Annotated in this window: 9 protein-coding genes; 5 read left to right on the top strand and 4 right to left on the bottom strand. The window is 56.9% G+C overall.

Features of this window, described 5'->3' with window-relative positions:
- Positions 1–271: 271 nt before the first annotated feature.
- The 4 genes from AC07U5_RS03365 to AC07U5_RS03350 all read right to left on the bottom strand — a co-directional run bounded on the left by AC07U5_RS03365 (position 272) and on the right by AC07U5_RS03350 (position 9,124).
- On the bottom strand, positions 272–2,452 hold the full coding sequence (locus tag AC07U5_RS03365; RefSeq protein WP_494722299.1) for a hypothetical protein: 2,181 nt from the start codon (positions 2,450–2,452) through the stop codon (positions 272–274).
- Positions 2,442–3,923, bottom strand: coding sequence for a hypothetical protein (locus AC07U5_RS03360; RefSeq protein WP_494722298.1), 1,482 nt, complete (start codon positions 3,921–3,923; stop codon positions 2,442–2,444). Before AC07U5_RS03360 ends, AC07U5_RS03365 begins: the two co-directional genes overlap by 11 nt.
- 17 nt (positions 3,924–3,940) lie before the next feature.
- Positions 3,941–6,253 (bottom strand): hypothetical protein, encoded by a 2,313-nt coding sequence (locus AC07U5_RS03355; protein WP_494722297.1) that lies wholly within the window; start codon positions 6,251–6,253, stop codon positions 3,941–3,943.
- Between the two features lie 447 nt (positions 6,254–6,700).
- Positions 6,701–9,124, bottom strand: a complete 2,424-nt coding sequence (locus tag AC07U5_RS03350) for a hypothetical protein (protein ID WP_494722296.1) — start codon at positions 9,122–9,124, stop codon at positions 6,701–6,703.
- A gap of 332 nt (positions 9,125–9,456) precedes the next feature.
- Between AC07U5_RS03350 and AC07U5_RS03345 the strand changes: the two genes are divergently transcribed.
- The 5 genes from AC07U5_RS03345 to AC07U5_RS03325 all read left to right on the top strand — a co-directional run bounded on the left by AC07U5_RS03345 (position 9,457) and on the right by AC07U5_RS03325 (position 13,152).
- Positions 9,457–10,065, top strand: a complete 609-nt coding sequence (locus AC07U5_RS03345; RefSeq protein ID WP_494722295.1) for a hypothetical protein — start codon at positions 9,457–9,459, stop codon at positions 10,063–10,065.
- Positions 10,066–10,070: 5 nt separating this feature from the next.
- Positions 10,071–10,877 (top strand): hypothetical protein, encoded by an 807-nt coding sequence (locus AC07U5_RS03340; protein ID WP_494722294.1) that lies wholly within the window; start codon positions 10,071–10,073, stop codon positions 10,875–10,877.
- Between the two features lie 93 nt (positions 10,878–10,970).
- The gene (locus AC07U5_RS03335; RefSeq protein WP_274103053.1) at positions 10,971–11,612 is read left to right on the top strand and encodes a hypothetical protein; all 642 of its coding nucleotides are present in this window, start codon (positions 10,971–10,973) and stop codon (positions 11,610–11,612) included.
- Positions 11,613–11,881: 269 nt separating this feature from the next.
- Positions 11,882–12,487 carry a hypothetical protein gene (locus AC07U5_RS03330; protein WP_274103051.1) on the top strand — a complete coding sequence of 202 codons (606 nt, stop codon included), beginning with the start codon at positions 11,882–11,884 and terminating at the stop codon, positions 12,485–12,487.
- A 119-nt stretch (positions 12,488–12,606) separates the two neighbouring features.
- Positions 12,607–13,152, top strand: a complete 546-nt coding sequence (locus AC07U5_RS03325) for a hypothetical protein (protein WP_274103049.1) — start codon at positions 12,607–12,609, stop codon at positions 13,150–13,152.
- The last annotated feature ends 23 nt before the right edge of the window (positions 13,153–13,175 follow it).

Here is a 13,175-nt window from a genome sequence, read left to right as displayed (position 1 = left end):
GCGCCCTAAAGGCGCTTGTCAGTGTGGGCTGTGTGGGCATAAAATCGAAATGATCCGCCCAATATCGCCGCGGCGTAGGGAATACCGGATCTCCGCCATCGTTTCGGACGTTGGGATTGGTGGCTCTGGTCATACCGAGGCAACCGTCGTGGCGGATCATCCGCAACAGCATCGGCTCGAAAATCGGTATCGATTTTCGCAAAAGCACGATGCGAAAATTCAAGTTTGGGCGTGTTTCCCGCGAGGACCCATAACTCTATCGAAATCGCTCTCAGAGCGGCGCCTGAAGTTGAACTGCCTCACTTCGTGGTGCCCCACCACCTGACACAGGCGAAACCTCATCAACGGCAAGGATTGGATCAAAGTCTTCCGTATCACCAAACCCTGCTGCCTTGACCAGGCGATCGCGAGAGATACCGAGCACCATGGCAACCGCCGTCAATCCGTCACCCTCCGCGGCATCAACGCTTTTCAAGCTGCTGTTGCTTTGGGAGGCGTCATTCCAGTTTTTCAGGAAAGCGTCGAAGGCTTGGTCCGAGACCGGCGCCATCCCCGCGCCTCCCTCCGCCTGATCGCCAAGAAAAAACCCGGCCAGTTCCCCGAGCGCGCTTCCATCCCCCGCCAACCCGCCTTTCCCAGCCTCGATAATCACCCTTGCCAGAACCGCCGGAAGAGCAATCCCTGCCAGATAGATGGCAAACAGACGCGGTGCCCCCATGTAGCCGAAGCTTTGCATGGTGGGCTGAAGATCTCCACCTAAGATTTTGGCTTGTCCGTTGCAGTAGCTGTAGAACAGCGTGAACAGGCGGGCGAAGGCCGTCCCGGTATCTGTCGCGAAAGGGCTTTCCATACCGTGGATAACGAGCCTGTCCGCCGCCGCCACAGCCTTTTCCTGCGCCAAGCCTTGCCCAATTGCCTCGTCGTAGGCGGCATGCCAGAGAACAAGCTCAAGGGCACTCCGCGTCCCCTGCAGCAAAATGTCGCCATAGATGCCAGCCTTCTCGCTGATCAACCCGCGATCACCTGGCTTGAGGATCGCATCCTGAACACGTCTCTCCATCTCCCGGCTGCCACGCATCATCCGCGCTTGCATCACGGAAGACAACGTCGCGGCCTCGTCTCGCATGGCTGCGCCCTGACCCTTTCTACCGAAGCGAAACAGCGCAGCCTCCACACGGCCGGACGACAAGTCTGCCAGCACGGAGGAGTGGGAGCAGGCCGCGGCGGTCGCATTGATGATATCGAGCATCATGCTGCGAACCCCCGCACGCCCACGGATTGCCCGCACCCCATGAGACAACGCCCGCCCCTCCGCCGTGGTCGGCTGCACCTCAGCCACCGGCTGGCGAACCTTGCGCAGCCAAGGCGCTATCACCGTGTCGATCATATCGGGCGAGATTTCTTCCAGTGCCACCAGAAACTCCGGCCTGTTCACGATTCGCCCAATCTGCTGCACCACAGGCTCGAGATGGATGAATCTCAAGAGCTGATCCATATGCGCCGCAAGCATCGAACACTCCAGCTCCAGCGGCTGCGCGTCGCTCGCCTTACCCTGTACGGTGAAGGCAGGAGCAACGGTCGGAAACATCTCCGCCGGGTTCCGCGCGCCATTATCCACACCAGCCCCGTGCTCAAACACCGCCGGCACGAAACCACCGGCATAGGTGCCAAACGGCGTCTTCATCGCGGTGGGCACCACCTCCCTGAAAGCGAAGCCGCAGATCTTGCGGTGCGCCTCCCGCCCTGGGCGCTTCAGCCTCTCCATCACATCCCAGATGGCCTGCGCCGCATCATAATCCGCTTTGGTCAAAATGCCTTCGCGCCACATCCGCGCCAGAAAGCGCTCCCATCCGGCCTGCCAGCCACGCCCGGCTAGAAGCTTCCGTTTATTGCTGTCATTGCCGGTGTGCAAAAGCGCATGAAACAGTTGTCCCTTGTTCTCGAATGTATATCCAAGCTCCGGGGCGCCAATCGCCGGCCCCAGAAGTTCAGCTCTGCGCGGCTCGATAATGGCGTGAAGCGCGCGAAGATGAGCAGCCCTGTCCTTTTCGTAGAGCTCAAACGCCTGCCGCACCGGCGCGACGATGAAACGCGAACAAGGCCCCGCCTCGCCCCCATCCATATCCTGCGCCCAGAGCTCAACCGGCCGCTGGGCCGCCTCAACGGAAAGTGGCGTCACGGCCCCCACTCCAAGCGCCTTCAGCCTGCCTCGCAGATCCGCGTTCTGGCCCTCGCTGCGCTCCGCCATAGCCGCCAAAACCGAGCCAAGAACAGTGTCCAGATCATGCCGCTCGCCATCGATCTCGATCTTCCTCGCGTTCTGGCCAACCTCCGTGACATTGTCGATCGCATCGTGAACGGCATCGAATTCCGCAACGGTCAGATCGCCAAACACCTTTTCATCGGCGTTGGCGTAAACCTCCGTCGCCTGTGAAAGCACGTCATAGGACAAGATCGTCCTCCCTCATTTGCTCAAGCCAGCCATCCATGTCGAACCGGACAGGTTTGCTCGCCAGGCCAAATTTTGCGGCAAGCGCACGCACGGCTTGGCGGTCATCCGCCTCAGCGCCGCCCGCCCGCTCGTCATCCATCGCATCCAAGGTCGCCATCCGGTCGATCAGCGCCTCAAGCTCGTCTGCCTTGGCAGAGGCCGCCATGTAGAAATGGCACGCCATCAGCTGTCGCCGTTTCGCCTCCGCCGCTTGGCTCAGATCATCCTTGGCAAAGGCCTCCGCCGCCTCGGCGGCGGCCTTGCGCTCGGCCGCAAGGTGGCGGTCGAAATCCGTCGCGCTGGACACTTTCAGAGCGCTGAACAGCCGGTAGACATTCCCCTCCACCTCGTAACGTGTTGTCGCCTCACCGCCCGAAAGCTTGCTCAGCGCATTCAGTTCCGCCAGCAGAAACGCGCGCCGCTTGTCCCCATGCAGCGCCTTCAGCGCCTCTTCTTCCAACTGGCCGTCCAGCAAAAGATCGCCATGACGCTCGATCATCGTCCGCTCGGTCAGAAGCTCGATGGCAAGTTCGATTGGCCGCGCCCGCACCAGCGCCTGCAGAAACGTCCGGCCACTGTCAAACCCATACATGCCGGCAGCAATGTCGGGATGAATGCCCTCACGTCCGGCAAAGGCATGGGCATGGTCCAGCTCGTCCTCGCCTCCATCCGCCTTGGAAGAAAGAGGCTTCAAACCAAAGTCCCGCTCCAGAATATCCCGGTCGAGCTTGATCCGCCCCACCGGCTTGCCATCGAAATCGGTGCCGAAGCGCAATGCCTGAATGGCTTGGTAGATCGGCACGGCCTTCAAGGTCCGCGTCGATATCGCCTTCACCGTCTCGCGCTCCTTGCGATACCAGTCCTGGCGCGCGAGAAAGATCGGCTTCATCACCTGCCGCCGCAGTTTTTGATGCGCCTCATCATCGGCCGCTTCATGAAGCCGACGCAAACGCCGGTGCTCATCAGCGGAAAACCCCACCGTCTTCCCACCCGTAAACAACATGCCCGCAGACATGTCATCGCGCGCCTCTTCGATTGCCGCATGTGTTGCCAGCATCCGCAAAAGCACGTCGCGAATGTCAGGAGAAAGCGTCAAATCAAGATCGCGCAATGCTCCATAGACATGCAAAAGCCACTCGGCGAAATGCTCGAAAACAGTGCGAAGAGCCACCGAAGGCGCCTCACCCTCCAGCAGATACACCTCGAAGACCTGGGCAAAATGCACGTGGATCGCGCTTTCGTCAGCATCAGAAACCTCCCGTCCCCAGTCGCGCAGGGTCTCACCCATCTCCCGCACAACGGCATCCGTCCGGCCAATTTCAGGAAGCGTTTCCAGAAAATACCGGCTCGTCCCGCGAAGAAAGGCGGCAAGCTCAGCACTTTCAAAAAGCCGAATGAGGGATGGGTTTTCATCGGGTTCAACAGTATCCATCGAATCCCTCCTTGGATTTATCGTCCGTTACGTTCCAGCTTGTCTCGGCGCGCAGACCAGGGCGTCTCCGTGGGAACTGCGGGGCCTTGCTGATCGAGGATCTTGGGTGGCGAGCTGGGCGGTTCCAGCCGAGGCGCGGGCGCGGTGGATGATTGCATCATCCTCTTGAAATGGTCCGTCGACATCCCGCCACGGCCTTCGGGAACTGACTGCAACCGCGGCCCTTTCTGGATATTAGTTGAAACCTGAGCTTGTGCTTCTGACGCTGCATCGGTCGTAGAGGGCGTGCTCGTACCGGTATCGCCGGGAGCGCGACTAGTGGCCGCGTTGCCCGCGCCAACACCCTGAAGACTGGCGGGAGGTAGCCGTGCTGGACCAGATACGGGTGACTGCCCTTGGTTGCTCAAGGAGCTATCCTGAAGCGACGTGTCACCTCGACCATCGTCGTCGGGCGTTCGTCCGGTCTTCCCGATCCTTACGGTGCGCATTGCAGTTACTGGTAACGTACCAGAAGACTGCAGATTTTGAGAGCTCTGCCCCCGTTTCGCCTTGGAAACAGCTTGATCGTGATCTTCAGCGCGAGCTGTCGTCTCTTCTGCCTTCTTCGCTTCGGTAATACGCTCGGCCTCTTTAGTGATGAATTCTCGTCCCTCCGCTGGCGTCTTGGCGTTAGGGTCGAAGCTCATGTGAGGGCGGAGCGATAGGTCATACTGGCCTCCATCAAAGTGAGTAGAGTAGTCCGCAATCGAAAATCTGACGTATCCCTTGCTCTGAACTGCGGCATCCAAATCGGCTTTATCTATCCGCAGCTTTTCATAAACTGCGTTTGGATTGCCACCGATGCTTGAAACAACGTCTCTGAGCGGATCAATTCGGATGTAGAGATATTCGGTGGGGGAGCCCTTGGTGAGTTGAGAAACAAAGTCTCTAAAAGCGACCGGGTCTTGCTTGCGCACGTCTGAGGCAGCTGCGGCGTCGCCTAGCTTATTAACTGCGGCCTCGGTTTCTTTTGCTTTCGCAGCTGCGGCATATTCTTTGTAACTTCGGACAGCTCTAGTACCAATGTTCTTCGCTTCATCAACACCAATGTCTTTCGTTTTGGAGCCCAAACCTGAAAGAAATTCCCCAAATATCTTGTTTGGGTCAGTCTCTTGGCCTGACGCCTTTTGGGCAACATATTCTCCAACAGGCCCACTGAGCACCTCCTGCCCAGACTTGACGCCACTTTCAATAACCGGCGGCACAAGCATAACCCTCTTGCCCAAGCCAGCAGAAAACAAATCGACCGCAGTGATGACAGTTGCTCGAGTTCGACCATACTCATCGGCTTTGGCCAGCAAAGTCCGGTCGTCGACGATCCTATCGACATGCTCGGGATTTTTGAGATCAACACCTTTTTCTTGGAGGTATTCTGCTGAAGAATTGTAACGCTCGTTACCATATTTTCCGGCTAGCACGATGGCCGCACCAGCGTTGGGATTCCTTGTGAGGGCAGTCGTTAAAACTGCCGCCGTTACTGGCAGAGCTTCCTCACCTATATTTTCGGCCACAAGAGACAGTACACCGACAGGATTATCGATCAGTGTCGACCCGACGTTTTCAGCGAGCTCAGCCCAAGTTGCCCCCTTCTTAAACATCGATTTCTCAGCACTTTGGGCGATTTCGGACTTAGGAAAATACTCCAATTCTTTGGTATGTTGTGCGACAGCAAGGGCGAATTCACGTGCCGATTCCTCATCGTCAGTGCCGATCATATCAGCATAACGCGCGTCTATATATCGAAACGCGGCAGATAAGACGCCAACGTCGGGGCCACTGTTCGCAATTTCCGAAAATGACGCTTTGCGATCCCAGGCTCGTTCCGCAGTTTGTTGGAACCTGTACTCGTTGTATGCGATCTTCATCTTCAAGATGCTACGAGAGACCGAGTTCGCTGCTCCAAGTCCGAACCCTTTGAACCATCCGCGTCTACTTGCCTCAATTGAACTAGCGTAGGCATCTTCTTGTTGAACACGCTGCAGCGCTCGCTCAAAAAGCGCAAGACTTGACAAATCTTTTACCGTTAGGCCTGCGTGCCCACGAGCGTTCAGTGCTTCGCGCAATCCGGGACTTTGCTGAAGAATGAGCTGCTTCTGTTTCCGCAAAGATTCCTGAGCTGCCATGCTGCCCCGCAATTCGACGACAGACCTGTGCTCATTTAGAAGCTTGTCCATTTCGCTCACCGGAACATAGGGTAATGTCGAGCGAACATCCTGAAGGTCATACGCCGTCTGCTTGACAGAAGACCCGCCTTGTGTACGGGTCCTGTCTCGATTTTCTTCTGGGGACATGGGGGTCTCGCTTGAAAAAGATGTTTTTCGCAGCGCTCTGCACGACGGTCGTCGCTGCGCTGGTCACGGCACCGCTTGATTGGGATCCGTCTCGATTGTCTCAGAGTCCTGGCCGGATTTTGGGAGAGTGGGTTGGAGGCATGCTCCCCACATTCGCAGCAGGCGCGATCGTTGGCTCAATCGTCTATTTCATCCGACGACGTTCAAATAATCCGTGGAAAGGCGCGCTTTCAGCGGTCATCGCTTGCGTCATTTTTGAAGCGCTCGCGGTCGTGGGAAAGATGAACTGAGAGCTCCGGCTGAAGATCCGAATCTGACCTTCCAAAGGCGCCAGGTGCCGGTTCAAACAGTCACAGCGCCATTCGCCCTAGGGAAATGGCGCTCACAGGTGTCTGAAGCTTAGAGGCATCGCCTCAACGATAGAGCACTGGACCGGCAAGAACAGCATCAATCTGTCCCAATGGTTTCCATCGCCTCAGCGCTGTACTCCGCTTCGATTTCAGCTCGTGACGGCGCCTTGCCGTTCTTCTTCATCAGCACCTTGAAAAGCCGCGCCCGTTCGTTTGGCGGGATCTTGCCATAGCGCGCCGTAAGCCTGACGTCAGATCCTTCCGGCCTGTCGTCATTGTCGAACATATAGCCGCTGCCAACCTGATCTTCACCGTCGTCGATCAGCCTCATTGGAGACAGACGAGCACGTTTCTCCGTGTAGATGACTTCCATGGCGAGCATGTTGATCATTGACTGCCTCTCGGCAAAATTCGGATATTCGCCCTTGCGCTCCACCCACTGGTCGATCTCGCGTTGCAACCGCGCATTATAGCGCAGCGTCTGGCGAGGTGTGTTGATCCCCGCCTCCTCCAGCGTCAATCCGGCTTCCTGGAACGCCTGCTTGTAAAATGTGCCATCGCGGTCGGCCTTTGCCCCGTCGGCCCGGATGGAGCCTTGCTTGTCCGCCAGACCCTTCCATTGCTCCCGGGAAAGCCTGTTGATGATCTCCGGTCCGGTAAGGTCCATCTTCAAAAACTGCCGAGGATTGCTCGCACTCATGATTGAAAGCTGATCATGGAGATCGGGATTGGCTTTTACGTTGCCGCCCTGCGCCTCGAACTGCTTGACGCCATCGACAGCATCCGGGCCGGCCGCGAGTTTCAGGTCGAGCGGGATCTGGGACACGGGCACGTTGTCCATGATCATCTGGCACATCTGCATCTTCGCAGCGTTGGCAGCCGCACTCTCGGCTCTGCCACTCTCCCGGAACATCCCCTTCACATAACGCAGCGTCGAAGACTGCAACTCCGGGTCTTCAATCAGCCGCACCCTTCCCATCGCTTGTGAAAAGGGCAGCATTTGACTGCGCGCCGCAACCCCATCCTGCGCCGCAACAAGAGTGCTGCCGCCACGTCCGAACGCCTCCGGCGCGGTGGAGGATGGATCGGTCTCATAGGGAAACCGCAGACCATATTGTTCGGCATTGTCGTGAAGCCAGTCGAGAACCTGAGCCGGAGCCTGATCCAGCGGCCGCCCCTCATAGGTCAACTGGATGCTGCGCCCGGCAGAAGTGGACGCAAGAGGCGCGCGCGACCTTGGGTCGCCGAAGCTCACCCCCAATCCCTTACGGATGCGCTCTGGCGCATCCTCGATTAAGGCCTTGGTGTTTTCGGCAAGGGCATTGTCAAGCGGAAGCGCGTCGCCGGGCCGATCGGGCTTTGCCGAGATTGAAACGAGAAACGCTTTCGCCCGCGTTGGTCCGCCGCGTTGCGGTTCTTCCTCCGCGGCACGGTTCACGCCACCTGTGGATGTCTGACCGGGCCGAGCCTTCGCGTCCCCACCGTCAGCGGTGTTGCTGCTATTCCTCTCCGTTCTGACAACCGTATCCTTGCCGGCATCAGCGGTTGGATTCTGAGCGGCATCGGCATCGCCTCGCGTGCCAACATCCTTACCAGCACCAGTCTCAGCCTTGCCGGGCGAAGCCTTATCCACAGCGCCCGTCACAACATCGTCACTCGCACCGGCGGGTGTCCGTTTCTCCGAAACGATCTCCAGGGCAATCTGCTTGCCCTTCTCGTCGATTGCCAAGGGCCTGATCTTGGTCTCCAGTTCCGCCCGCGCCTTCGGGTCCACCTGGGCACTGTTGGCCTTCAGATACTCCATCGCCGCGGTCGCCCCACCAGGCTTTCCGGCCATCGTCATCGCTACCCCGGTGTGAAGTCCCGTTATGAAGTCCATGGCCTTGGCCACGATCACCTCCGGCGTCCAGCCGTTCAGCTTACCGAGATTGTGGATTTCGGTGACGCCGGATGCCACCGCGGAATTGATCTGTTCGGGCTTGTTGTAGCCGGCGATCGCCTGGTCCTTGGCAAGAGAAAGCCTGCCCTCCGCGGCCTTGCCCACCCACTCCTTCTGCCCCTGCGCCTTGTGCTTGATGGCGGCTTCCAGGCTGGTCGTCACCACAGGAGCGACCATCGCCTCATATCGTCCCGCCGCCAGCGGGTCTTTCGGCTCAAAGGTCTTTTGAAGCTTGGCAAGCGCCTCTTCATAGCCGGGATAGCCTTCGACAGCGCCTTGGCCGCTTGTGTTGAGATAGCCATTTTCGCCATGCTCCAACGCAAGCTTTGCACGCTCGAAGGCAGTCTTGCTGTCCTTGGCGGTGGTGTCGGCCTGAAGGTCGCGCAGCTTGCTGGCAAACTCGGCCATCTTGCCGAGCCCTTCGCCAAGAGACTGCATGCCCTTGCCCACCTGCGCACCAAAATCATTCTCCGTTGCCTTCACCGTCAGTGGCTGCTGGAGGATCGGCCGCGGGACAACGCTGCCCTGATAAACAGGCACGGCGGCCTGGCGAAAATATTGTTTGACCGGAACCTCAGCCATGGCGCACTCCATGAAAAAGGCGCCCCGAAGAACGCCTGGCAACATCTAATCTCGTGATTTTGTAAGAGCAGGCTGCAGCCATTGGCCGAGCCCTCACCCGCGGCAGGTCTGCGCATTCTCACCTGTGAGAACACACGCCTAAGCATGTCGCGCAAAAGTGGTCACCGGTTTTGCGATAACGACATGCGACAAAACAAAGATCTAAAGCGTATGAGCGAATCTGAAAGATCGCGACACGCTTTAGCTCGAAGAAACGACTCGACAGCCCTTCCAACTCCTGCGCAGATATCCAGGTCTCAAACCAATACCGCACCCGAACAGCAGGCCCGCGCATGAAACTGGCAACCGCCGCCCTTCTTCTGGCCTGCATGCCTTTTGTAGCTTCAGCAGAGGACGCCTTCTCGAAGGATACCATCCTGTGGGGCACATTCGGTGAATGGGGCGTTCGTGTCGATACGACCGCCGGCAATGCTTGTTATTTGGGTCGTGTGTACGACGCGGACGTCGTGCTTCGGTTTGGGCGCTACAGCAAGCAGGGCAACTCCGGCCTGTATTTTTCGGTCAACAACCCAAAGTGGAAGTCGCTCAAGCATGGGCAAGAGTATCTCATCGACCTTCAGTTTGGGGATAATGATCCTTGGTCCGCAAGCGCTATGGGAGTCGTGGAGGACGACGATGTAACGCGCTCGCTCTTGGTCTCCGGTGCAGATGAAAAGTTCCTCGAAGAGTTCGAGACAAGCGACACAGCCAAAGTTTACTATGATGACAAGGAAATCATCAACCTGTCGCTAAAGGGCGTCACCGAGGCCGTGAGGGAGATGAACGCCTGCCAGAAGAAGACCGACGAGGTTTTGAAGAAACTGAACCCGAAGACTGAAGAGGCTGAACCTTTCGCCAAAAAATCTCCTGTCGGAGCAGTGGACCGTCCGCGCGAGCTGTAACGGCGATGGACTGCGCCACCGCTGAGGACAAGCGGCAGCTTTCGAACTCGACGATAAAAGCAATGCAGACTAGGCAGACAAATGCCGCCACCAATGAGAAACCAGTGATCTTTCAATCGATATTGTCTGGGAAAGCGGTTTTGCTCGGGACCGCACAAACGGCCATTGCACTCGCATTCCTCGCATGCTTGCCAACCACCACACGCGCAGAGACCGAATTGTGGGGACAGGTCGGCGAATGGTCCGTTTTCAATGACCGTCGAGCGACGCACGGTTGCTCGATGTACAGGTCGTTTGGCGCAGACGCCTCCATCACCCTCGGCGTCTTACCCCTAGAAGAAGCGCGAGGCGTTTACTTCTCGGTCACACACAACAAATGGACTGTACTTAAACCCAGCAAGAACCTCGATGTGCGTCTTCAGTTCGGTTCATCGGCGCCCATAAAGGCGAAAGCCGATTTCATGGACGATAGCCAGATGCTATTTATTGTGGTGCCGCAGGATACTCAACTTTTCGAAGAGTTCGCAAAGAATAAGGTGCTTCACGTCAAACCCGTAAGCGGAGCGGCCATTGCATTGAAGTTCGATCGCGCTGCCGAGGCGATTTCTGCAATGCTTGACTGCTTGGCAATGGTTATGGAAGACCTTAAAAGCTCGCCGGAAGAGTTTGGTGATCCATTCGCCAAGACGCCAGAGACTGCGACACCGGATGATCCATTCGCCAAGCCTCCAGCGGAGAGCACCACGGAGGATCCTTTTGCCAAGCCTCCGGCAACAAGCGCAACGGATGACCCATTCGCGCCCAAACCATGAACCAGCTTAGCGTCAACAGCGGCGGTGCACCGAGCACGATCTCACCGACACGGCGAAACGCCTGGACAGACATTTCAACCCGTGTGCAAATGAATGACCTTCAACCTGGTTCTGATCAACAAGTCCCGCATGAAACAGACAATTGCCGCTTTTCTTGTCGTCCTCGCGCCATTTGTTGCTGTCGCTGAGGACGCGCCCCCGAAAGACTCCACCGTCTGGGGCACCTTCGGTGGCTGGCACGTCTTTATGGACCCTACTCGCGGAAATGCTTGTTACGTGGCCCGCATTTACGGTGAGGGCGTCGTAATGCGATTTGGACGCTTTCGTCAAAAGGACGGCTCTGGACTATACTTGTCCGTCAATAACCCAAGATGGAAATCTCTGAAGGATGATGAGAGATATGCCTTGGAAGTTCAGCTTGGCGATTATGGAATCTGGAAGACGAACGCATCGGCAACAGTGGAGGATGATTTCAACCGCAGTCTCTTGATCGCCACAGATAATGAGATGTTCCTCGAACACTTCCAGACTAGCGACACCGCCACGCTCTTCTACGACGGCAGACAGATCGCTAACCTCTCTTTGAGAGGCGTCGCCAAGGCGATAGCCGAGATGAACGCCTGCCAGAAAAAGACTGACGAGATTTTGAAAGCCCGAAAACCAAAGTCACAGGAAGCCGATCCCTTCGCCAAGGACCCCTCCGTAGAACCATCAGACGATCCCCAAAAATTGTAACACTTGCTGTCTTCGCCCTTATGTCGAGGTCTGATGCACCTGCGGACGACCCCGGGGTCGGGAGGTCAGCCCCTCGACGCTGGCCTCAGCACAATCTGACCGGCCAATTAGCCCGATGGACATTGATCTAACGGACGAAAGTATCCTCTCTGCAACCCATCGGGCGCACCCCGTTTCCAAGGCAAAACCACTCGACACGCATTTCGACTCATGCACAAATGCGCAAGTCTCACCACCTTGCCGATAGCCAACATAAAGCAGGCCTTCACATGAAACAGGCAATCGCCGCCCTCCTCCTGGCCTGCATGCCTTTCGCCGCCGCCGCGCAGAACGCACCGGAGATAAAAGACCCGGTCCTTTGGGGCAAATTCGGCACTTGGAGGGTTCAGATGCAACCGAACCTCGACAATACTTGTGTCGTCATGTCTGTGTTTGAAACCGGTCATGAACTGATGTTTTGGCGCTATTTCAAAAAGGGAAAGCCAGGCTTTTTTCTCTCTGTTGGGAATGAAAAATGGAAATCGCTGGTCCACAAGAAAGTCTATTCCGTCAACTTCGAATTCGATGAGGGCATAAACTGGGATGTAGAGACTACAGCCTACGTTCAAGGATCCAACCGTAGACTTATGATGAAATCGAGTTTGCAGGACTTTCTCGACGGGTTCAAGTCCAGCAAAATCGTCAAGATGTTCTATGAGAAGAAGGAGATAGCCCACCTTTCCCTAAGTGGCGTCGAAGAGGCTATAGAAGAAATGGATGCCTGTCAGAAGACGACCGACGAATTCTTCAAAATCTCCAGAATGGAGCCCGACACGTCCGATCCCTTCGCCAGGAAATCTTCCACGCAAGCCTCGGACGACCCCTTCAAACCGTGATTGAGATAGCAGTAGCGTCGATGTGCAGTCGATAAGAGCGATGGTCGAACAGAGCCGTCACAACCGCATCCGGCACAATAACCATCCAGCATGATCAGGCAAAAGACATGGACAGGCTCTTGAAACACACCCTCCTCGCCGCTTGCCTTTCCTGCATGCCGTTCAGCGCCTACGCCGATCCGGTCGAGTGGGGAACCTTTGGCAAGTGGTCGGTCAATGTTGAGCCAGATCTCGGCTTCGGCTGCTACGTGTCGCGCCTTTATGAAGACCGCACGATCCTGCACGTCGGTTTCGCTATGCTTCCTGGCAACGCCGGATTTTACGTCCTTCTCAGAAACGACAAGTGGAAGTCCCTGAAAGACGACAAGGCCTATGCGCTCCATCTTTCCTTTGATTCCAAGAAAGCCTTGGAGCTAGAAGCAACTGGCTCAAGCTCATCGCACGGATTGAGCATCGTCACAAAAATGGCGAAGCTCATGGCCCAGTTTGAAACGAGCAGCCAATTGCTTGTGACCTATGACGGAAAGGAGGTTGCGGACCTTCGGCTCGACGGAGCGAAGACGGCCTTCTCACAAATGCGCGCCTGCCAGGACGAGACTGAAAAAATGCTCCGCAACAGCGCCGAAGATGCAAAGCAGCAAGACCCCTTCGCCAAGACGCCTTGACGGCTGAAGGGCTTCGAAAAGCC

The sequence above is a fragment of the Agrobacterium sp. GW821-FHT02D03 genome (assembly GCF_059421725.1).
This window is presented reverse-complemented; position numbering and strand designations above follow the sequence as displayed.